Origin of the sequence: Paraburkholderia sp. EG304 (assembly GCF_046543485.1) — a bacterium.
Taxonomy (GTDB): Bacteria; Pseudomonadota; Gammaproteobacteria; order Burkholderiales; family Burkholderiaceae; genus Paraburkholderia; species Paraburkholderia youngii.
In genome coordinates this window covers 242,766-264,161 of the sequence record NZ_JBKGUA010000001.1, presented here as the reverse complement: position 1 = coordinate 264,161, position 21,396 = coordinate 242,766, and the positions used below count along the sequence as shown (strand labels likewise).

At 64.4% G+C, this 21,396-nt stretch carries 16 protein-coding genes; 6 read left to right on the top strand and 10 right to left on the bottom strand.

Annotated elements, in window-relative coordinates:
- Positions 1-58: 58 nt before the first annotated feature.
- From lplT to ACLFKU_RS01205, 3 genes are all read left to right on the top strand, one after another.
- Positions 59-1,357: a lysophospholipid transporter LplT gene (lplT, locus tag ACLFKU_RS01215; protein ID WP_410847916.1), complete on the top strand. Its 1,299-nt coding sequence runs from the start codon at positions 59-61 to the stop codon at positions 1,355-1,357.
- A 207-nt stretch (positions 1,358-1,564) separates the two neighbouring features.
- The gene (gene mutS / locus ACLFKU_RS01210) at positions 1,565-4,252 is read left to right on the top strand and encodes a DNA mismatch repair protein MutS (RefSeq protein ID WP_410847915.1); all 2,688 of its coding nucleotides are present in this window, start codon (positions 1,565-1,567) and stop codon (positions 4,250-4,252) included.
- Positions 4,239-5,654: a hypothetical protein gene (locus ACLFKU_RS01205; protein WP_368586083.1), complete on the top strand. Its 1,416-nt coding sequence runs from the start codon at positions 4,239-4,241 to the stop codon at positions 5,652-5,654. The genes mutS and ACLFKU_RS01205 overlap by 14 nt, the downstream gene beginning before the upstream one ends.
- Here ACLFKU_RS01205 and ACLFKU_RS01200 read toward each other — a convergent pair.
- Positions 5,634-6,176, bottom strand: a complete 543-nt coding sequence (locus ACLFKU_RS01200; protein ID WP_013089763.1) for a peptidylprolyl isomerase — start codon at positions 6,174-6,176, stop codon at positions 5,634-5,636. The two genes, ACLFKU_RS01205 and ACLFKU_RS01200, sit on opposite strands and share 21 nt — an antisense overlap.
- A 32-nt stretch (positions 6,177-6,208) precedes the next feature.
- Here ACLFKU_RS01200 and ACLFKU_RS01195 point away from each other — a divergent pair, with 32 nt between their 5' ends.
- Together ACLFKU_RS01195 and ACLFKU_RS01190 are read left to right on the top strand one after the other, a co-directional pair.
- Entirely contained in the window at positions 6,209-7,462 is a 1,254-nt protein-coding gene (locus tag ACLFKU_RS01195) for a JmjC domain-containing protein (protein WP_410847914.1), read from the top strand.
- A gap of 231 nt (positions 7,463-7,693) precedes the next feature.
- A complete protein-coding gene (locus ACLFKU_RS01190; protein ID WP_410847913.1) occupies positions 7,694-7,942 on the top strand; it encodes a hypothetical protein in 249 nt (82 codons plus the stop codon).
- Positions 7,943-8,142: 200 nt separating this feature from the next.
- On the opposite strand, the gene ACLFKU_RS01185 is transcribed toward ACLFKU_RS01190, so the two are convergent.
- The 3 genes from ACLFKU_RS01185 to ACLFKU_RS01175 form a co-directional block, all read right to left on the bottom strand.
- Entirely contained in the window at positions 8,143-10,395 is a 2,253-nt protein-coding gene (locus ACLFKU_RS01185; protein ID WP_410847912.1) for an ATP-dependent DNA helicase, read from the bottom strand.
- A gap of 63 nt (positions 10,396-10,458) precedes the next feature.
- Positions 10,459-10,677: a DUF465 domain-containing protein gene (locus tag ACLFKU_RS01180; RefSeq protein WP_410847911.1), complete on the bottom strand. Its 219-nt coding sequence runs from the start codon at positions 10,675-10,677 to the stop codon at positions 10,459-10,461.
- Positions 10,678-10,825: 148 nt separating this feature from the next.
- Positions 10,826-11,773 carry a hypothetical protein gene (locus ACLFKU_RS01175; protein WP_410848072.1) on the bottom strand — a complete coding sequence of 316 codons (948 nt, stop codon included), beginning with the start codon at positions 11,771-11,773 and terminating at the stop codon, positions 10,826-10,828.
- Positions 11,774-12,092: 319 nt separating this feature from the next.
- Here ACLFKU_RS01175 and ACLFKU_RS01170 point away from each other — a divergent pair, with 319 nt between their 5' ends.
- The gene (locus tag ACLFKU_RS01170; RefSeq protein ID WP_410847910.1) at positions 12,093-14,444 is read left to right on the top strand and encodes a Tex family protein; all 2,352 of its coding nucleotides are present in this window, start codon (positions 12,093-12,095) and stop codon (positions 14,442-14,444) included.
- A 153-nt stretch (positions 14,445-14,597) separates the two neighbouring features.
- Here the strand turns inward: ACLFKU_RS01170 and ACLFKU_RS01165 are convergent, their stop codons facing one another.
- From ACLFKU_RS01165 to hflC, 6 genes are all read right to left on the bottom strand, one after another.
- Positions 14,598-16,484, bottom strand: a complete 1,887-nt coding sequence (locus ACLFKU_RS01165) for a potassium transporter Kup (protein WP_410847909.1) — start codon at positions 16,482-16,484, stop codon at positions 14,598-14,600.
- Positions 16,485-16,716: 232 nt separating this feature from the next.
- Positions 16,717-17,289 (bottom strand): phosphoribosyltransferase, encoded by a 573-nt coding sequence (locus tag ACLFKU_RS01160; RefSeq protein ID WP_013089770.1) that lies wholly within the window; start codon positions 17,287-17,289, stop codon positions 16,717-16,719.
- A gap of 18 nt (positions 17,290-17,307) precedes the next feature.
- Positions 17,308-18,654, bottom strand: a complete 1,347-nt coding sequence (locus ACLFKU_RS01155; protein WP_368586077.1) for an adenylosuccinate synthase — start codon at positions 18,652-18,654, stop codon at positions 17,308-17,310.
- A gap of 220 nt (positions 18,655-18,874) precedes the next feature.
- Positions 18,875-20,026 carry an ATP phosphoribosyltransferase regulatory subunit gene (locus tag ACLFKU_RS01150; protein WP_176136218.1) on the bottom strand — a complete coding sequence of 384 codons (1,152 nt, stop codon included), beginning with the start codon at positions 20,024-20,026 and terminating at the stop codon, positions 18,875-18,877.
- Positions 20,027-20,255: 229 nt separating this feature from the next.
- Positions 20,256-20,447 (bottom strand): DUF2065 domain-containing protein, encoded by a 192-nt coding sequence (locus ACLFKU_RS01145; RefSeq protein WP_169496144.1) that lies wholly within the window; start codon positions 20,445-20,447, stop codon positions 20,256-20,258.
- A 43-nt stretch (positions 20,448-20,490) separates the two neighbouring features.
- A complete protein-coding gene (gene hflC / locus ACLFKU_RS01140; protein ID WP_368586076.1) occupies positions 20,491-21,396 on the bottom strand; it encodes a protease modulator HflC in 906 nt (301 codons plus the stop codon).

The window sequence follows — 21,396 nt, the reverse complement described above, 5'->3', positions numbered from 1 at the left end:
TCCATCCCGCTTTGACCCTGTCCGACGTTCACCCCGGGCGCAGACTCTAACCGTCCCCATGAAAAAAGGCTTCCATACGATCATCGCGGCACAGTTCATTTCGTCGCTCGCCGACAATGCGCTGTTGATCGCAGCCATCGCGCTGCTTTCCGTAATGCGCTCGGCCGCGTGGGTTACGCCGCTGCTGCAGGTCTTCTTCACGATCTCGTACGTGCTGCTCGCGCCCTTTGTCGGCGCGTTCGCCGATTCGATGCAAAAGCGCCACGTGATGTTCATCTCCAACGCGCTGAAGGCGAGCGGCTGCCTGATGATGATCATCGGCGTTCATCCGATGATCGCCTACGGCGTGGTCGGCTTCGGCGCGGCCGCGTATTCGCCCGCCAAGTACGGCATCCTCATCGAGCTGCTGCCCGCCGAAAAGCTGGTGCGCGCGAACGCGTGGCTCGAATCGGCGACGGTGCTGTCGACGATCGTCGGCACGATGCTCGGCGGTGCGCTGATCAGCACCGTCGTCGAGCATTTCGTCACGCGCGTGCATTTGCCGCTGATGCACCCCGCCGCCGATCTCGCGATGGCCGCGGTGATGCTCACCTACGCGATCGCCGCCGCGATCAACATCTTCATTCCGGATACCGGCGCGCGCTATCCGAACCGGTTGACCGAGCCGAGCAAGCTGCTCGGCGATTTCCATCACTGCTTCCGCGTGCTGTGGGCCGACAAGCTCGCGCAGATCGCGCTGTGGGTGACCACGCTGATGTGGGGCGCCGCGGTGACGATGCAGCTGCTGGTGCTCAAATGGGCGAACGTGAACCTCGGGCTGTCGTTGTCGAAAGCCGCGGTGATGCAGGGCGTGACCGGCGTCGGCATCGCGATCGGCGCGGCGAGTGCGGCCGCGCTGATTCCGTTGCGACACTCGCTGAAGGTTTTGCCGGTCGGCGTGCTCACAGGTGCGGTGGCGATCTTGATGGCCTTCTACAACAAGGACCTGTTCCCGCCGGGCGCGGGGCTGCGCTTCGGCACGCACGTCGCGCCCTACTACATTCTGCTGGCCTACCCGCTGATGATCGTGCTCGGCGGACTGTCGGGCTTTTTCATCGTGCCGATGAACGCGGTCCTGCAGCATCGCGGCGCGACGCTGCTGTCGGCCGGTCACTCGATCGCCGTGCAGAATTTCAACCAGAACCTCGCGGTGCTGCTGATGCTCGGCGTGTACGCGCTGCTGCTCACGGCAAAGATGCCCGCGCAGTGGATCATCGTCGTGTTCGGCAGCTTCATCACAGTGCTGATGTGGCTCGCGAAACGCCGCAGCGCCGAGAACGAACGCAGAGTGGACATGCGGGCGATGATCGAGGAATGAATGCATCGGGGTGCTCCGGCAATGACCGCGCGTGGCGCGGCTCGACGGCGCAGCCCGCCGCGATCGCGTAAATCGCACGCTTATATCGGATCGCTCATGCTGCCATCATGCTCCCGGGTTGGGCATCGTCCGTTCGGCCAGGGTCCGCTCGCCCCGCCGGCGGGTTAAACTCACGCCCTGAGCATCTACCGCAAGAAGACACGAAGGATGGGCATTCAAACCGCAGCGGCCAACGACGTCGCACAACACACGCCGATGATGCAGCAGTACCTGCGTATCAAGGCGGAGCATCCGGGCACGCTGGTGTTCTACCGGATGGGCGACTTCTACGAACTCTTTTTCGACGACGCGGAAAAAGCCGCGCGCCTGCTCGACCTGACGCTCACGCAGCGCGGCGCATCGGCCGGCAATCCGATCAAGATGGCCGGCGTACCGCATCACTCGGTCGAGCAGTATCTGGCCAAGCTCGTGAAGCTCGGCGAATCGGTCGCGATCTGCGAACAGATCGGCGACCCGGCCACCTCGAAAGGCCCGGTCGAGCGCAAGGTGATGCGGGTGGTCACCCCTGGCACGCTGACCGACGCCGCGCTGCTGTCCGACAAGAGCGATGTCTATCTGCTCGCGCTGTGCGTCGCGCACAATCGCCGCGGCGTCGCGACGAGCGTCGGTCTTGCGTGGCTCAATCTCGCGAGCGGCGCGCTGCGCCTCGCCGAAGTCGCGCCCGATCAGGTCGCCGCCGCGCTGGAGCGTATTCGTCCCGCGGAAATTCTGGTCGCCGATGCCGCCGCCGACTCCACCAGCTGGACACCGCCTGTCAACGCCAGCGCGCTCAAGCGCGTGCCGGCCTGGCACTTCGATGTCACGTCGGGTACGAAGCGCCTGTGCGATCAGCTCGAAGTCGCGAGCCTCGACGGCTTCGGCGCGCATTCGCTCGGCTGCGCATGCGGCGCGGCGGGCGCATTGCTGCTGTATGCGGCGTCTACGCAAGGCCAGCAACTGCGTCACGTGCGCAGCCTGAAGGTCGAATCCGAATCCGAATACATCGGCCTCGATCCGGCCACGCGCCGCAATCTCGAACTCACGGAGACGCTGCGCGGCACCGAATCGCCGACGCTGTGCTCGCTGCTCGACACCTGCTGCACGACGATGGGCAGCCGCCTGCTGCGTCACTGGCTGCATCATCCGCCGCGCGATTCGGCGGTGGCACAGGCGCGGCAGCAGGCGATCGGCGCGTTGCTCGACGCGCCGCCGGGCACCGATCTCGATACATTGCGCAGCGCATTGCGGCAGATTTCAGACATCGAACGGATCACCGGGCGTCTCGCGCTGCTGTCGGCGCGGCCGCGCGATCTGTCGAGCCTGCGCGATACCTTCATCGCGCTGCCTGCTTTGCGCGCGCAGCTCGCGGTAGTGGCAGCGAACGCGGATTCGCTTGCGCGCATCGACGCGGCGCTCGAGCCGCCGCATGCGTGCGTCGATTTGCTCAAGCTCGCGGTCGCGCAGGAGCCGGCCGCGATGGTACGCGACGGCGGCGTCATCGCACGCGGCTATGACGCGGAACTCGACGAACTGCGCGATATTTCGGAGAACTGCGGACAGTTCCTGATCGATCTCGAAACACGCGAACGCGCGCGCACCGGCATCAACAATCTGCGCGTCGAGTACAACAAGGTGCACGGCTTCTATATCGAAGTCACGCGCGGCCAGACCGACAAGGTGCCCGACGACTATCGCCGCCGGCAGACGCTGAAGAACGCCGAGCGCTACATCACGCCCGAGCTGAAGACCTTCGAGGACAAAGCGCTGTCCGCTCAGGAACGCGCGCTCGCGCGCGAACGCGCACTGTACGACGCATTGCTGCAAGCGTTGCTGCCGTTCATTCCCGACTGTCAGCGCGTCGCACTCGCGCTTGCCGAACTCGATCTGCTGGCCGCGTTCGGCGAACGCGCTCGCGCGCTCGACTGGGTTGCGCCGACGTTCTCGGCGAACGCCGGCATCGACATCGAGCAGGGTCGTCATCCGGTGGTGGAGGCGCAGGTCGAGCAGTTCATCGCCAACGATTGCTCACTCGCGACCGAGCGCAAGCTGCTGTTGATCACCGGTCCGAACATGGGCGGTAAGTCGACTTTCATGCGCCAGACCGCGTTGATCGCGCTGCTCGCATACGTTGGCAGCTACGTGCCGGCGCGGCGCGCGGCCTTCGGACCGATCGACCGTATCTTCACGCGCATCGGCGCCGCCGACGACCTCGCCGGCGGCCGCTCGACCTTCATGGTCGAGATGACCGAAGCCGCCGCGATCCTCAACGACGCGACGCCGCAAAGCCTCGTGCTGATGGACGAGATCGGCCGCGGCACATCGACCTTTGACGGTCTCGCGCTCGCGTGGGCGATCGCGCGTCACCTGCTATCCCACAATGGCTGCTACACGCTGTTTGCGACGCACTATTTCGAGCTGACGCAACTGCCCGCGGAATTTCCGCACGCAGCAAACGTGCATCTGTCGGCGGTCGAGCATGGGCATGGCATCGTGTTCCTGCATGCTGTCAACGAAGGACCGGCCAATCAGAGCTACGGTCTGCAGGTCGCGCAACTCGCCGGTGTCCCCAACGCGGTGATCCGCGCGGCGCGCAAACATCTCGCGCATCTGGAACAGCAATCGGCCGCGCAGCCCGCGCCGCAACTCGATCTGTTTGCGACGCAGCCTGCCATGCTCGCCGAAGATGCGGACGACGACCTCGAGGCGGCGAGCGACGCAACGCCTGCGTCGCCCGCAATGCAGACACTCGTCGAGCGCCTGCGCGGCATCGATCCGAACGATCTGCGGCCGCGCGAAGCGCTCGATCTGCTGTACGAACTGCATGAACTGGCCGTCGCTCCGGATGCGAACCACTGACACGCGGAGACGCCCGCCGCATCCGTGCGGGCTTCGCGCAGCGCTGCGCCACGTGCTCGCACCGGCAGGCGGCATCGTCGTGCTCGCGGCCGTGTGCGCATGGAGCGCGCCGGCGCACGCAGAAGCCTCGCGCTTCGGGTTCGCAGTGGTCTCCGACACGATGCACAGCCCCGCGGACGAAGCCGCCACGCAACGGTTGCTCGATGCGATTGGCCGCGAGCGCGATGTGCGCTTCATCGTCTACGACGGCAATCTGAAAGGGCCGAAGGAAGTTTGTCGCGACGCGTTGCTCGAGCGCCGTCAGACGTTGCTCGATAGCTCGCGCACTGCCCTCTTTTTTATCCCCGGCCAGCATGACTGGGTCGATTGCGGCACGGCGGAAGCCGGCGGCTTCGATCCGGTCGAACGGCTCGACCAGTTGCGCCAGACGCTGTTCGCCGAGCCGACCTCGATGGGACAGAACCCGGTCGCCTTGACGCGCGAGAGCGAGGTGTCGCGCTTCCGTCCATTTCGCGAAAACGTGCGCTGGGTGGTCAACGAAAAAGCGAATACAAAAGGCGGCGACATCGTCTTCATCGGTTTGAACGCGCCGGGTCCGAACAATCACTACCTGAGCGCGGCCGGCAGAAACGGTGAGTTCGAAGATCGCGTGATCGCCAATGCATTCTGGCTCGAGCACGCCGCCGAATACGCGAAGCGCCGGGACGCGCGCGCGATCGTCGTGTTCATTCAGGGTGACTTCGCCCCGGAGCGCTATGAGCGACCCGAACGGTTCGCCTGGCTGCACTTTGCGCACAGTCCGCGCCGCGACGGCTTTCTCGAATTCAAGCGCAGTCTGGTCAAGCTCGCGCAGATTTTCTCCGGACCCGTGGTCGTCGTTCATGCAGACGATGAACGGCAGGCCGGAGGTTTCGTCATCGATCAGCCGCTACGCAACGACAAGGGGATGGTCGTGACGAACTTCACGCGCATTGCGCTCGCGCCGCGTGATCGTCTCAACCAATGGATTCAAGTAGAAGCGGATTTCGGCAGGAAGCCGCCGTTCAGAGTCAGCGTGCGCGACGTGCCGAAGCAGATGCCGCTGCCCACCACGCCGCCTGTCTTGCCACCCGTATCGCCGCGTGACGAATCCGGCGCGTCGATGCCGGCTGCGCCGGAGATGCCGAATGTGGAAGGGTTCGGGCCGGGGTCGGAATTGCCGCCCGTATTGCAGACGCCTGGAGAGTCGCAGGACCAGCAGCCGCGCATCCCGTCCGACCAGGGCGGCGGCGACTACGGGCCCGCGATCTCAATGCCGCCGGGGTCGATACTGCCAGCTTCGCCAGCATTGCCCGCACCGGTGCCGCCTGCCCCCGCGACGACACCGCGCACACCCGCAAGCTCAGTGCAGGGTCGGTTTTGAGTTGTCGTCTTCGTCCTCGTCTTCGTCGTCGTCGAGGACTTCGAGGCCGTCCGCGCCATGCGCGTGCTCGTGCTGGATTTCGTCTTCAGTTGCCGGACGCACGTCTTTGACGGTCAACGCGAAACGCAGCGCCATACCGGCGAGCGGATGGTTGCCGTCGAGCACGACCTTGTCTTCGGCGACGTCGGTCACCACGTAGACCAGCGCGTCGATTTCCTCGTCGCCATCCTCCGGGGTGCCTTCGAACTGCATGCCGACTTCGAGCGGTTCCGGGAAGCGATCGCGCGGCTCGATCTTCACAAGCTCGGGATCGTATTCGCCGAACGCGTCTTGCGGCTCGAGCTGGATCTGGGTTTCGAAGCCAGCCTCGTGGCCGTCGAGCTCTTCCTCGATCTTGGGGAACGTGCCATCATAGCCGCCGTGAAGATAGACCATCGGCTCTTCGCTTTCCTCGATCAGATTGCCTTGCGCATCCGACAGCTTGTACGCGACCGACACGACGGTGTTCTTTGCGATTTTCATTCGATTCTCCAGAATACAACTCACATTATACGATGCCCAGGCGGCCCACTCACCTCCCGGCCGATGCACGTTCGGCAAGCAATTCGCCGTCTGCTGCAAAGCCGGCCACGCAGCCCATTCTTCCGCCCTCGCCCGACATTCCGACCGCACTGCTCGGCCAGCTTAGCCCGTCGCAATTCATGCGCCGCTACTGGCAGAAAAAGCCGCTGCTGATCCGCCAGGCGATTCCGGACATCGAAGCGCCGCTGTCGCGCGACGAGTTGTTCGAGCTGGCCGATCAGGACGACGTCGAAGCACGCCTGATCACGCACTTCCGCAACAAATGGCAACTCGAGCACGGCCCGTTTGCGCCCGACGAACTGCCGTCCGTCAAACAGCGCGCGTGGACCCTGCTCGTGCAGGGCGTGGACCTGCATGACGATCGCGCCCGTGCGTTGCTCGACCGTTTCCGCTTCGTGCCGGACGCGCGTCTCGACGACCTGATGATTTCGTATGCGACCGATGGCGGCGGCGTCGGCCCGCACTTCGATTCCTACGATGTGTTTCTTTTGCAAGTAAAAGGCAAGCGCCGCTGGCGGATCAGCGCGCAAAAAGACCTGACGCTGCAGCCCGGCTTGCCGTTGAAAGTTTTACAGCACTTCGAGCACGATCAGGAGTGGGTGCTCGAGCCCGGCGACATGTTGTATCTGCCGCCGCACATCGCGCACGACGGCATCGCCGAGGGCGAATGCATGACCTGTTCGATCGGTTTTCGCGCACCGTCCGAGAGCGAACTGACCGCGCAGTTTCTGTACCACCTGGCCGAGCGCGGAGACGGGACAGGCAAGGCCGGCGCCCTTTACCGCGATCCGCGGCAGGCCGCCGTCGAGCGGCCGGCCGAACTGCCCGCGGCGCTCGTCGACCGGGTGGGCGCGATGCTTGCTAAAGTGCGATGGAACGAGCAGGACATTGCGTCGTTCCTCGGCACATACCTCAGCGAACCGAAGCCGAGTGTCGTCTTCGATCCGCCGCAACGGCCACTCAACGAAGCCCGTTTCATCGGCGTCGCATCGAAATCCGGTCTACGGCTCGATCGCAAGACTAACCTGTTGTATGAACGTCGTTTTTTCTTCGTAAATGGAGAAGAAATGACGTGGGACGGCGCGAAAAAATGGCTGTTTGATCTCGCGAATCGGAGGTCGATGAGTGCGAAACGCTTTGTAACACTATCGCACGATTCATCTGTGACATCACTGCTACACGAGTGGTATCGTGCGGGCTGGATACAGGTGGGCGAGCTTGCGTAACTCTGCCCACGTGCTATACCGTACAGTGAAATTTTGTATGAGAAAGACAACGTATTGACCCCGGATTTATCGACTGTCAGTACGAAAGTGCATATAATTTCCGCCCAAGCCGTAGGGAAGATTCCAGCTCTCGAAAGAGCATCTCCACCAGCGGCCCAGGTCGGTGTTGGAGCACATTACCGGTTTTATTTTGCGCTGTTGCTTACCTTTAAACCATAAAAGGACGTGATCATGAAGAAATCCCTCCTCGTAGCATCCCTGTTGGCAGCTGTGGCACTCGCTGCATGCAATAAGAGCGAACAAGCCGCTGCTCCGTCAGATGCTGCGTCCGCACCTGCTGCCGCGTCCCCGGCTGAAGCAGCATCGCCGGCAGTCGCTGCATCCCCGGCAGAAGCAGCATCGCCCGCAGAAGCAGCATCCCCGGCTGAAGCAGCATCGCCGGCTCAAGCAGCATCGCCGGCTGCAGGCGCAAGCCAGTAAGCTGCGCTCGCTCGACGTTGCGACGGCTCTCGTCGCAGCCAACGTCGATGAGGGAGGCTGCTCAAACCAGCAGCCCCTGGCAAGCAGCATTAAAAAGCCACGAATGCAAATTCGTGGCTTTTTTGTTTGCGATGCACCGCGCATGCAGCACACGTCGTTGGGTTGCTGCGTCACCTGAACGCAGCAACCGATCAAGACATTCAACCGCGTTCGACCGGTTCCTCGAAGAACTCGCGGACCACCTCTATCTCGCGGGTGCGTTTGAACGGCGGCAGACTCTGCCAGATACGGCGGCCATAAGGCTTATCGACGAGCCGCGTATCGCAGATCATCAGCACGCCACGATCGGTCTCCGCGCGAATCAGCCGGCCCGCGCCCTGCTTCAATGTGATCACGGCTTGCGGCAACTGATGCACGGCGAACGGGCTCAAGCCCTTCTTCGTCAGTGCGTCGAGCCGCGCGGCCAGCACGGGATCGTCTGGCGGCGCAAACGGCAGCTTGTCGATCACCACCAGCGACAGCGCGTCGCCGCGCACGTCCACACCTTCCCAGAAGCTCTGACTGCCGACCAGAATCGCATTGCCGTACGTGCGAAAGCGATCGAGCAGTTCGGTGCGGCTCGCATCGCCCTGCACCAGCAGCGGATAGTCCCAGCCGCGCGACTCGATCGCGTCGCGCAGCTTCGCCGAGATACGGTCCACCGCGCGTAGCGTCGTGCACAGCATGAAGACGCCGCCACCCGATGCTTCGATCGCGGGCAATGCCGCATCGAACACAGCGTCGGTGAACATCGGCGATGACGGCTGCGGCAGATTGCGCGGCACGTATAGAAGCCCTTGCGACGGATAGTCGAACGGGCTCGGCAAGGTCATCGAGCGCTTCGAGTTCAAGCCCATCTGCGCCGCGTAGTGCGTAAAGTCGCCCCGCACCGACAGCGTCGCCGATGTGAAGATCCACGCGCGCGGCACGCCGGCGCGCTGCTTCGCGAAGATCGGCGCGACCGACAACGGCGTTTCGTGCAACTGCACCGTGTGCGAGAACACCTCGATCCAGCGGACCTTTTCGTTCGGATTGGTGCGCTCGGCACCTGCGTCGCCTTCGCGTGTCGCACCCGCGTCGCGTTCCGCGCTCGTTGGCGGCGTGGTCCAGCCGCTCAGCACGTCCTGGAGCTCGCGCGCGCGACGCAGACACGCGCCCAGCGATTCGGCTCGCTCGGCCTGCCCCGCCAACGCCGAAGCTAAAGCGTCGAGCTCGGCTTCGAGCGTGTCGAGCGCGGGGAATAGCGGATGATCGTCGGGCAACTGGCCGATCGACAGACGCACCGTATCTTCCTTGAACGCAAGCCGCACGTCGCGCGCGGCGCGCTCGAGCGTCGCGCCGAGCTTGACCCAATCGACCGCATCGCGTGCGTGACCGAGACCCTCGGCCACCGAATCGCGCGCGAGCTCGAGAAACTGCGCGGTCGATAGCGTCTCGCCGAAAAACAGCGTGGCGGTTTCGGGCAGCTGATGCGCTTCGTCGAAGATGACGGTGTTCGCAGTCGGCAGCAACTCCGCCATGCCGGTATCGCGCAGCATGATGTCGGCGAAAAACAGATGGTGGTTGACTACCACGATATCGGCCTGCTGCGCTTCGCGGCGCGCCTGCATCACGAAGCAGTCCTTGTAGTGTGGACACTCCTGGCCGAGACAGTTGTCGCGCGTCGAGGTGACCATCGACCACACCTGCGCGGTCTCCGGCACACTCGCGAGTTCAGCCTTGTCGCCGGTGCGCGTGATCTTCGCGAAGCGCACGATGTCCTGCAGATACGAGGTCTCCTGGCGCGACGGCAAACGGCCGTTGTCCGCAGTGCGTTGCAGGTAGTAATGGCACAGATAGTTCGCGCGGCCCTTCAGCATCGCGACCGACACCGGCACCGCGAGCGCGTCGCGCACGGTCGGAATGTCGCGCTGGAACAGCTGGTCCTGCAGATGCTTGGTGCCGGTCGAGACGATCACCTTGCCGCCCCACAGCATGGCCGGCACGAGGTACGCATAGGTCTTGCCGGTGCCGGTCCCCGCTTCGACGATCAGCGTGTTCTCACCTGCTTCGACGCCTTCGGCTTCGGCGTTGCTGTCGGTCGCCTCAGTGGCGGCGTCAGCGCCAGTCTGCTGCAGGCGTCGCGCCGGGCGCTTCTGCGCCTCGAACATCACGGGCTCGGGCATTGCACGGCCCGACGCCTCCATCGCCGCGGCAACCGCGCGCGCCATCTCGATCTGCGACGCACGCGGCCGATAACCGTCGATCTGCCGCGCGAGCAGACCGTTGTCGGCGAAGATGTCGTCGAGCTCGCTCGCGCGGCGCCGACTCAGCGACACGCCCGGCACCGGCGCTGCCGCACGCGGCGCGGGCGTGCCCGAAGCAGATGCGTTGTCCGGCGCGGCCCGGGATGAAGTGTCATGCGATGAATTCAAGGCAAGCGTTCCTGCTAAGTCGGGCTCGCGCGCTGCGCGCCCGGCGCCTGCCAGGCCGCGAACTCAGGCGCGCGCGTCCGGTTCGAGCTGCAATTGCAGCAAGATGATGGTGTCCTTGACTTTGAGTTTGCGCTTTTTCAGGCGCTGCAACTTGAAGTCGTCGATGCCGGGTTCATCCGACATCCGGTCGATCAACCGGTCGAGTCCACTATGCTCCGATTCCAGTTGCAGAATGCGGTCGCGAAGTGTGTTTGCGTCGATGACGTGATGACGATCGCGCATGCTCGCCTCCTCGGGTCGGCGGCACCGACCGCGTGCGCGCGGTCCGATGCCTGAGGTTGCTGTCCGGCTCAAAACGCATTACGGCGACTACGGCGGCCGTGGCCACGACCGCCACGGCTCACTCTACGACACTGCCACTACAGCACGCTTACTGTTGCTGTTGCTGCTGCTTTTGCTGGTCTTCGAGCTGTTGCTGCTTCAACTGGTCCTGACGCTTCTGCTCGGCCTTTTCGGCGGCCTGCTTTTGACGCGCTTCGACATCGAGCTTGTGCTGCGCGGCCTCGGCCTGCTTCCGCTCGAAATTCTCCTGTTTTTGCTGGCGCTCCGCAGCCTGTTGCGCGCCCTGCCTACGCGCCTCCTCGAGCTTGCGCTGGTAGTCGCTCTGCTTCTGGTCGTAGGCCTTCTGATTGGCCGCCGACTGCGCCGGCGTGACACCACGCTGCGCCTGGTCGAGCGCATGCTGGCGCTGCTTCTCCTCGTAGGCCTGCGCATTGGCCTGGTGCTGCGGTGCCGCGGCGTTGCGCTGCGCCTGCTCGAGCGCGTGCTGACGCTGCTTCTCCTCGTAGGCCTGTGCATTGGCTTCGCGCTGCGGCGCCTCGGCGTTGCGCTGCGCCTGATCGAGCGCGTGCTGACGCTGCTTTTCCTGATACGCCTGCTCGTTGCGCGCGTCTTCGGCGGCGCGTTGCGGCGCTTCCGCCTCGTTTTGCGCGCGCCGTAGCGCGGTGCGCTCGTCGCGCTCGCGGGCGCGCTGCGCACGCTGCTCGGCGTCGAGCGCGAGCTGCTCCTTGCGGATGTCCGCCTGCACGCTGCGCATCGCGTCGCGCGCACGATTCAAACAGTGATTGACGAAGAAGCGGCTGTAGCAGTTGTGTTGCGCGACAGCGAATTGATAGTTGTTGTCGTCGGTGCGCTGATTGAGCACCTGTTGCCGCTCGTCGAACGACTTGTCCAGCGCGGCTGCATCACTCGCGCTTTGAGGGCTGCCGCCCGTTGCGGCGGCTTGCAGGCCCGAGGCCGCGACCAGCGCCGTATCTTGCGCGGGCGTCGCGCTCTGTGCCGCGGCGGGCACCGGCACGGCAAGCGCTGCGGCGATCACGCACGACGACGCCGCCGTCACGACCGACGGACCGAACCAGCGCAACGAAACCAGCGGCAATTGAGACGAACCCCGAGACGAACCCGGCAGCGAACCTGACGCCAGCGAAGAGACCAGGCGGTTGAGGGACAAGGAGATTGGCAACGTCGTAGAGGGTCAACGGAACATGCCCGAAATTCTAACACCCCGCGGTTGAGCCCTTTGGCATTTATGGCAAAATGCCCCGCTCTAGCAACCTGGTCGCGGCGCCCGCCCGGCCTGTCCCGAATTGCCGCCCGCGCGCGGCCCATCACTGAGTCCGCAGGAACACCAAGACCTTATGACGGAAACCGTAGCACTCAAGATCGTCCAGCGCATCGCCACCGAACTGTCCGTCCAGCCGCGCCAGGTCGCGGCCGCGGTGGAACTACTCGACGAAGGCGCGACCGTTCCGTTCATCGCCCGTTACCGCAAGGAAGTGACCGGCAATCTCGACGATACGCAACTGCGCAATCTCGAGGAACGCCTGCTCTATCTGCGCGAGCTGGAAGACCGGCGCGCGGCGATCATCGCGAGCATCGACGAACAGGGCAAGCTCACCGACGAGTTGCGCAGCGCGATCGAAGGCGCCGATAGCAAACAGGTGCTGGAAGACCTCTATCTGCCGTACAAGCCGAAGCGCCGCACGCGCGCGCAGATAGCACGCGAAGCCGGTTTGCAGCCACTCGCCGACGCGCTGCTCGGCAATCCGCTGCTCGATCCGCAAACCGAAGCCGCCGCCTACGTGGACGCGGACAAAGGCGTCGCCGACGTGAAGGCCGCGCTCGACGGCGCGCGCGACATCCTCTCCGAACAGTTCGGCGAAACGGCCGAGCTGCTCGGCAAGCTGCGCGACTATCTGTTCAACCAGGGCGTGGTGTCGTCGAAGGTCGTCGAAGGCAAGGAAACTGCCGAAGAAGAGAAATTCCGCGACTATTACGACTACGCGGAAACGATCCGCACTGTGCCGTCGCATCGCGCGCTTGCCCTCTTCCGCGGCCGCAATGCCGGCGTGCTGATGATCAAGCTCGGTCTCGGCGAAGAGCTCGACGCGCAGGTGCCGCATCCGGGCGAAGCGCTGATCGCGCGGCACTTCGGCATCGCCAACCAGAACCGCCCCGCCGACAAGTGGCTCTCCGACGTCTGCCGCTGGTGCTGGCGCGTGAAGGTGCAGCCGCACCTCGAAAACGAGCTGCTGACCAATCTGCGCGACGAAGCCGAACACGAAGCGATCCGCGTGTTCGCACGCAACCTGAAAGACCTGCTGCTCGCGGCGCCCGCTGGTCCGAAGGCCGTGATCGGTCTCGATCCGGGCCTGCGCACCGGCGTGAAAGTGGCGGTGGTCGACCGCACCGGCAAGGTGCTCGCGACCGACACGATCTACCCGCACGAGCCGCGCCGCGACTGGGACGGCTCGCTCGCGAAGCTCGCGCGCCTTGCCGCGCAAACGCAGGCGGAGCTGATCAGCATCGGCAACGGCACCGCGTCGCGTGAGACCGACAAGCTCGCGAGCGAGCTGATCGCGCGTCACCCGGAGCTGAAGCTGCAGAAGATCGTCGTGTCGGAAGCGGGCGCATCGGTGTACTCGGCGTCCGAACTCGCCGCGAAGGAATTCCCCGACATGGACGTGTCGCTGCGCGGCGCTGTGTCGATCGCGCGGCGTCTGCAGGACCCGCTCGCCGAGCTCGTGAAGATCGAACCGAAGGCGATCGGCGTCGGCCAGTATCAGCACGACGTGAACCAGCGCGAACTCGCGCGCTCGCTCGACGCGGTCGTCGAAGACTGCGTGAACGCGGTCGGCGTCGATGCGAATACCGCGTCGGTCGCGCTGCTCGCGCGGGTCTCGGGCTTGAACGCGACGCTCGCGCGCAACATCGTCGACTATCGCGATGCGAACGGGCCGTTCCCGTCGCGCGAGCATCTGCGTAAGGTGCCGCGTCTCGGCGACAAGACCTTCGAGCAGGCTGCCGGCTTCCTGCGCATCAACAACGGCGAGAATCCGCTCGACCGCTCGTCGGTGCACCCGGAGGCGTATCCGGTCGTCCAGCGCATTCTCGCGAAGATCAGCAAGCAGGTCGGCGAAGTGCTCGGCAATCGCGACGCGTTGCGCGGACTGTCACCCACTGAATTCGTCGATGAACGCTTCGGTCTGCCAACCGTGCGCGACATCCTGGTCGAACTCGAAAAGCCGGGCCGCGATCCGCGTCCCGAATTCAAGACGGCGACGTTCCGCGAAGGCGTCGAGAAGGTCAGCGATCTGGTCCCGGGCATGGTGCTCGAAGGCGTCGTGACGAACGTCGCGGCGTTCGGCGCATTCATCGACGTCGGCGTGCATCAGGACGGTCTCGTGCACGTGTCGGCGATGTCGACGAAGTTCGTGAAGGACCCGCATGAAGTCGTGAAAGCCGGACAGATCGTCAAGGTCAAGGTGCTGGAGGTCGACGTGAAACGCCAGCGTATCGCGCTGACGATGCGTCTCGATGACGAACCCGGCGCGGCGACCGCGCGCAGCGGCGGGGGTGCGCAGCAGGATCGCGCCGGCTCGGGCGGCTTCAACCGCGGCGGAGCGGGACGGGGCGCGCCGCAGCGCTCGCGCGAACCGGAGCCGGGCGGCGCGATGGCGGCCGCGTTTGCCAAGCTCAAGCAGAAGTGAGCGTATTGGACCGGTGTACGTCGTTGGACGTGCTCCGGTCCATTGCATGACTGCGTCGCGCGCACAACCGCTTACACGCACGCGCGCATAAACAGAAAGCCCACGCATTGCGTGGGCTTTTTGTTTGCGCTCCCGCACGTCACACGCGGGCCGTCAAATCTCGATCTTGGTCCCCAACTCCACGACCCGGTTAGCCGGGATGCTGAAGAAGTCGGTCGGCTTCGCGGCGTTCTGATGCATCCACGCGAACACACGCTCACGCCACACCGACATCCCCGGCAGTTGCGTCGGCACCACCGTTTCGCGCGCGAGGAAGAACGACGTGTCCATCAATTCGAAGGTCATGTCGTGCGTGCGACCGACGTCGAGCAGCACCGCCTTCACGTCGGGCGTTTCGTTGAAGCCGTAGGCTGCCTTCACCAGCCACAGGCCACCGTTCATGTCCTTCACGGTCACGCGATCGGAGTCTTTCACGTACGGAATGTCGCGCGTGACGAAGGTCAGGAAGATCGTGCGCTCGTGCAGCACCTTGTTGTGCTTCAGGTTGTGCAGCAGGCTCACTGGCACCAGCGAATCGCTGCCGGTCAGATAGATCGCAGTGCCCGACACGCGATGCGGCGGATGCGCGAGCAGTCCTTGCAGGAACGGCATCAGCGGAATACCGTCGGCGGCCGTGCGCTCCTTCACGATCATCCTGCCCTTGAACCACGTCATCAACAGGAAGAACAGCATGCCGCCGATGCACAGCGGCAACCAGCCGCCCTCTTCGACCTTCAGCAGGTTCGCGCCGAAAAAGCCCAGGTCGACTACCAAAAACACGCCGATGATGAGCCCGACGAGCAGCTTGTTCCAGTTCCACACCTTCACCATCACGACGCAGGCGAGGATCGTCGTGATCACCATCGTTGCCGTCACCGCGATACCGTACGCGGCCGCCAGATTGTCGGAGCTCTTGAACGCGATCACGATGCACAGGATGATGAACAGCAGCATCCAGTTCACGACCGGCACATAGATCTGCCCGATCGCGAGTTCGGACGTGTGCAGGACCTTCATGCGCGGCACGTAGCCGAGCTGGATCGCCTGGCTCGTCAGCGAGTACGCGCCCGAAATCACCGCCTGTGACGCGATCACCGTCGCGACCGTCGACAGCACGACGAGCGGCAACAGCGCCCAGTCCGGCGCGAGCAGGAAGAACGGATTTTCGATCGCCTTCGAGTCGTGCATCAGCAGCGCGCCCTGGCCGAAGTAGTTCAGCACCAGCGACGGCATCACGAGCACGTACCACGCCATGCGGATCGGCTTCGCGCCGAAGTGGCCCATGTCCGCATACAGCGCTTCGGCCCCGGTCAGCACCAGCACGACCGAGCCGAGCACCACGTAGGCCTGCAGCACGTGCGCGGCCATGAAGGTGTACGCGTAGTACGGATTGAGTGCGCGGATCACGTTCGGCGACTGCATGATGTGCCACAGGCCGAGCAAGGCAAGCACGAGGAACCACAGCATCATGATCGGGCCGAACAGACGGCCGACCGTGGCCGTGCCGTGCCGCTGGATCCAGAACAGCACGATCAGGATCACGATGGTCAGCGGAATCACCAGATGCGACAGATGCGGCGCGGCGATTTCCAGACCTTCGACCGCCGAAATCACCGAGATCGCAGGCGTGATCACCGCGTCGCCGTAAAACATGCAGGCGCCGAAGATGCCGAGCATCATCAGAAGGCCGGCCATTTTCGATTTCTGATCGACCGAGCGCAACGCCAGCGCCATCAGCGCGAGGACGCCGCCCTCGCCGTTGTTGTCGGCGCGCATCACGAACAGCACGTACTTCACGCCGACCACGATCATGATTGCCCAGAACAGCAGCGAGATCACGCCCAGGATCGACTGATCGGTCAACGGGATACCGTGCGACGGGCTGAAGGCTTCCTTCAGCGAGTACAACGGACTCGTACCGATGTCGCCGAACACCACTCCGATCGCGGCAATCGCAAGGGAAGGAAGCGGCTGTTTGTGTTCGTGGTTGTTATCTGTCATGGACGCGAGGAAATCCGTTCCCGGGCGGAAAAAACGACCGCTATTTTAAACTGCTCATCCGGTACCGCCCGGCTTGTTGTGGATACGCCACGTGGATGTCCGCGCAGTGTAGCACTGCGATATGGACCCGTCTGCCGCAGGGCGAGCGTTCCGCCGCGGCGCATGACGCATAAAAAAACGGAGCCTGACTGGGCTCCGTTTGTGACACCGCGATGACGCGCGCGGCCTCGCGTTAATTGCCCGACGCCTCCTCGGCCTGGGCAATGCCGCGCTTGATCCAGGCGCCGAGGTTATGCGGACGCACGGTGTCCCACTCCTCGAACGGCTGATGAATCCACGGGTTGGTCGGCAGGTACTGCACGTGATAATCGGGCTTCACCTTCGAGCAGCCCTTGTACCACAGCACCGCCGAGCGTACCGCGGTGATAGCCGGATAGCGTTCCTTCAGATGCTGCTGCACGCGCGCGAGCGTGACGCCCGAATCGACGAGGTCGTCGACGAGCAGCACGTTGCCGTGCAGTTCGCCGCGCGTCATCGTGATGTATTGCGCGATGTCGAGTTCGCCCTGCTGCGTGCCGGCCGCCTCGCGATACGAGCTCGTTGCGAGAATGGCCAGCGGCAGATCGTAGATGCGCGACAGCTGGTCGCCGACGCGCAGACCGCCGCGCGCGAGGCACAGGATCTTGTCGAACTTCCAGCCCGATTCGTGCACGGCAAGTGCGAGCACCTCGATCAGCCGGTGATATTCGTCCCAGCCGACCCACAGGTTCTTGTCGTCGTTACGCGGATCTTTCATCGCGATCATCGGTACACCTTGCATCACTTAAACCTTGAACGGATGACGCAGCAGAATCGTTTCGTCGCGATCCGGACCGGTGGACACCATGTCGATCGGGATGCCCGCGACTTCCTGCACGCGCGTCAGGTACGCACGCGCGTTGGCGGGCAGCTTGTCCCACTCCTTGATGCCGACCGTGCTTTCCTTCCAGCCCGCGAAAGTTTCGTAGACCGGTACGCAGCGTGCGACTTCGGTCGCGCCGCGCGGCAGCAGATCGACGTTCTGGCCGTCGACCGTGTAGCCGACGCACAGCTTCACTTCGTCGAGACCGTCGAGCACGTCGAGCTTGGTCATGCACAGACCCGTCACGCCGTTGATCTGGATCGAGCGGCGCAGCGCGGAGACGTCGAGCCAGCCGGTGCGGCGCGGACGGCCGGTGACCGAGCCGAATTCCTTGCCGACGGTGGCGAGTTCGAGACCGATCGGGTCCTGGCGCGAGGTATTGTCCGCATCGTACAGTTCGCTCGGGAACGGGCCCGAACCGACACGCGTGCAGTACGCCTTGGTGATACCGAGGATGTAGTTGAGCTTCTGCGGACCGACGCCCGCGCCCGCCGTCGCGGCACCCGCGACGCAGTTGCTCGACGTGACGAACGGATAGGTGCCGTGGTCGATGTCGAGCAGCGTGCCCTGCGCGCCTTCGAACAGTAGATTGCCGCCGTTCGCGTTGACGTCGTACAGGCGGCGCGACACGTCGGTGACCATCGGCTTCAGACGGTCGGCGTAGCTCAGCATCGTGTCGAGCGTTTGCTGGAAGTCGACCGCGGCGGCACCGAGGTACTGCGTGAGCACGAAGTTGTGATAGTCGAGATTTTCGCGCAGCCGCTCGGCGAAGGCCGGCGCGTCGAACAGGTCCTGCACGCGCAGGCCGCGGCGCGCGACCTTGTCTTCATAAGCCGGGCCGATGCCGCGGCCGGTCGTGCCGATCTTGCTCGCGCCGCGGCGCGCTTCGCGGCCCTGGTCGATCGCGATGTGATACGGCAGGATCAGCGTGGTAGCTTCGGAAATGAACAGGCGCTTCTGGACGTCGATGCCGGCGGCTTCGAGTTCGCCGATTTCCTTGAACAGCGCTTCCGGCGACAACACGACGCCATTGCCGATATAGCACGCGACGCCGGGATGCATGATGCCCGACGGAATCAGACGCAAGATGGTTTTCTTGCCGCCGATGATAAGCGTGTGACCGGCATTGTGACCGCCCTGGAAGCGAACGACGCCCTGAGCGTGGTCCGTCAGCCAGTCGACGATCTTGCCCTTGCCCTCATCACCCCATTGGGTACCCACGACGACGACGTTACGCCCGGGGTTCACATTCACTGCGCTGGCAGACATGTTGTTTCGTAAGCTGGTTAAAAACGTATTTTACCTAGGTTCGCGGAAGCTTCCGGAATTTTTCCGTTTCCGCTCAACGGTATGCACGTTATGTTGAGTATTGCGAGGGATGCGCGGCCGCGAAAAGTCGCTCGACCGCGCCCGGTTCGGGCGATGCTCGCACCGCCCTGTAGCGAGCGCCGCAAACGTGTTCCCGGCGGAGTTGACCGGAACGCGCGGCTCAAGCGCGCGGTTCGACCACCCATGCGCCATTGCGCTCGACCAGCACGCGGTCGAACGCGAATTCATCGAGATCGTGCTTGTGGCCGGGCAGCGCCTGGATCACCACTTCACCGCCATCGCGCAATGCCGCGACCGCCACGCGCAACGCTTCGTCGTGCCGCCACGGCGCGAGGATCGCGCTGCTGCGCGCTTCGATCGGCGAGATCCGCGCGACTTCACGCAGATCCAGCGAAAAGCCGGTTGCCGCGCGGGCTCGGCCATAGGCCTGGCCGACGTGGTCGTAACGGCCGCCGCGCGCCACCGCGTTCGGCACACCGTCCACGTATGCGGAGAACATCACGCCACTGTGGTAAGCGTAGCCGCGCAGATCGGCGAGGTCGATCATCACTTCGGCGCCGTCGACCTGGCTCGCGAGGAACGCGAGGTCGTCGAGCGCGCGGGCGATCGCCGGCGAATTCGGCAGACGCGCGCGGGCCTCTTCGAGCACCGATGCGTCGCCGTACAAAGTGGGCAGAGCGCGTAGCGCGTCGCGAATCACCGGCGAGAATTGCGCGGTCATCTCGACGAGGCGCGGCACGTCCTTGCCGGCCAGTGCGTCGTAGAGCGCCTGGCCGAGTTCCTCGGCGGCCGGCTCGGCTTCGATCAGCGCCGCCAGCACGCCCGCGTGACACAGGTCCAGACGCACCTTCGCGAGGCCGGCCAGACGCAGTGCGTCGAGCATCAGCTGCTGGATTTCGAGGTCCGCTTCGAGGCCCGCGTGGCCGTAGATTTCCGCACCGATCTGGATCTGCTCACGCGTCGCATGCAGGCCGCGCGGCCGCGTATGCGCGACGTTGCCCGCGTAGCAAAGACGCGTGACACCCTGGCGGTTCAGCAGATGCGCGTCGATGCGCGCGACCTGCGGCGTGATGTCGGCGCGCAGACCGAGCGTGCGGCCCGACAACTGATCGACGAGCTTGAAGGTGCGCAGATTCAGATCGTGCCCGCCGCCCGTCAGCAACGACTCGAGGTATTCGAGCAGCGGCGGCATCACCATCTCGTAGCCGTACGAGCGGAAACGGTCCAGCAAGTGACGCCGCAATTCTTCGATCTTGCGGGCCTCCGACGGCAGCACGTCGGCGATATTCTCAGGAAGCAACCAGGTCGACATCGATACAGTCCTACGGCGTTGAACACGGCGTCTTGAAGCGCCGATGATGAATGTGAATGGCGTATAGCGGCTTGATTCTGGCGGCTGACACCGACGCGCGGGCGGCGTTAAGCGGCGTTAAGCGGCGCTCGCGCGCGCCGCGCGGCGGCCTGACCGGATAGTCGGTGTTTCGCTCGACCGGGTGAAACACGCCACAGCACGCGGCGTTCGTCAGACAAGCAAGCCGGCTTCAGGTCGCGATGAACAGTAAAACCAGCCCGAGCAACATCACGATGAGCCCACCGACGCGAATGTGATGCGGCGGTCGTTCCGCTATTTTACGGAACGTGTCGCGCCAGGCGCTCGGAAAAACGAACGGAAACATCCCCTCGATAATCAGCATCAGCGCGATCGCGAGCAATAACGAGCCAGCTATGTCCATGCGAGTGAAGCGGCCGCGATGCGGATGCCGCGGCCTTCGGTAATCAGCGTTTGTGCGCAGCAGGCGCGGAAGCGTCCGGGGCGACGCCGCCGGTCGGGCTACGCATGAAGCGGAAGAACTCGCTACTGGAGTCGACCACGATCAGATCGCCCGGTTTGAAGGTCTTCCGGTACGCCTGCATGCTTAGATAAAACTGATAGAACTGCGGGTCCTTGCCGAACGCTTCGGCGGCGATCTCCGCGGCCTTCGCATCGCCTTCGCCACGAATGCCCTGCGCCTGCGCGAGGCCGTCGGCGAGCACCGCCTGCTGCTTCGCGAGCGCGTCCGCGCGGATCTGATTCGCTTCGGCGGCGCCCTTCGCGCGCTCGTCCGCTGCGACCTGCTGGCGCGCGGCGATCATGCGCTTGAACACCGAGTCGGCCACTGCCGCCGGGAAATCGACGCGCGTGAGTTGCACATCCACGACCGACACGCCGAGCGATGCCGCGCTCTTGTCCATCGCACCACGCGCCTCTTCGGCAACCGCCTGCTGTTTCGCGAGCGCGTCGGACAGTGTGAACTTGCCGAACGCGTCGCCGAGCGCGCCGCGCGACAGCAAGGCGAGCCGGTCGGGCAGGCTCTGCGGATCACCCTTCGTTTCGGCGATCAGCTTCAGCGGATCGGTCACACGGAACTTGACGACCGGGTTGACCAGCAGATCGGTTTTGTCGGACGTGACGTAATGATCTTCGTCGGGTGCGTCGAGCGACTGAATGCGATTGTCGACGAACGTCACCGTTTGCAACGGCGGCGGCAGCTTCACGTGCAGCCCCGGGCCGAGCAGCGTGGGCGCCGCGTCGCCGCGCGCGGACAGCACGGCCATATGCCGTTGATCGACGACGAACACCATCGACGATGCCGCGAACAGCACGATGACGACGGCGACGACGAGCGCAATGATTCGGTTCAT

Excerpts from the sequence above, each read along its gene's own strand:
- lplT (WP_410847916.1), top strand. The coding sequence starts at position 59 with ATGAAAAAAGGCTTCCATACGATCATCGCGGCACAGTTCATTTCGTCG.
- ACLFKU_RS01150 (WP_176136218.1), bottom strand. The coding sequence starts at position 20,026 with ATGTCGACCTGGTTGCTTCCTGAGAATATCGCCGACGTGCTGCCGTCG.
- ACLFKU_RS01200 (WP_013089763.1), bottom strand. The coding sequence starts at position 6,176 with ATGAAAATCGCAAAGAACACCGTCGTGTCGGTCGCGTACAAGCTGTCG.
- ACLFKU_RS01165 (WP_410847909.1), bottom strand. The coding sequence starts at position 16,484 with ATGACAGATAACAACCACGAACACAAACAGCCGCTTCCTTCCCTTGCG.
- ACLFKU_RS01190 (WP_410847913.1), top strand. The coding sequence starts at position 7,694 with ATGAAGAAATCCCTCCTCGTAGCATCCCTGTTGGCAGCTGTGGCACTC.
- ACLFKU_RS01205 (WP_368586083.1), top strand. The coding sequence starts at position 4,239 with ATGCGAACCACTGACACGCGGAGACGCCCGCCGCATCCGTGCGGGCTT.
- ACLFKU_RS01170 (WP_410847910.1), top strand. The coding sequence starts at position 12,093 with ATGACGGAAACCGTAGCACTCAAGATCGTCCAGCGCATCGCCACCGAA.
- ACLFKU_RS01180 (WP_410847911.1), bottom strand. The coding sequence starts at position 10,677 with ATGCGCGATCGTCATCACGTCATCGACGCAAACACACTTCGCGACCGC.
- hflC (WP_368586076.1), bottom strand. The coding sequence starts at position 21,396 with ATGAACCGAATCATTGCGCTCGTCGTCGCCGTCGTCATCGTGCTGTTC.
- mutS (WP_410847915.1), top strand. The coding sequence starts at position 1,565 with ATGGGCATTCAAACCGCAGCGGCCAACGACGTCGCACAACACACGCCG.
- ACLFKU_RS01155 (WP_368586077.1), bottom strand. The coding sequence starts at position 18,654 with ATGTCTGCCAGCGCAGTGAATGTGAACCCCGGGCGTAACGTCGTCGTC.
- ACLFKU_RS01160 (WP_013089770.1), bottom strand. The coding sequence starts at position 17,289 with ATGATCGCGATGAAAGATCCGCGTAACGACGACAAGAACCTGTGGGTC.
- ACLFKU_RS01145 (WP_169496144.1), bottom strand. The coding sequence starts at position 20,447 with ATGGACATAGCTGGCTCGTTATTGCTCGCGATCGCGCTGATGCTGATT.
- ACLFKU_RS01195 (WP_410847914.1), top strand. The coding sequence starts at position 6,209 with ATGCCCAGGCGGCCCACTCACCTCCCGGCCGATGCACGTTCGGCAAGC.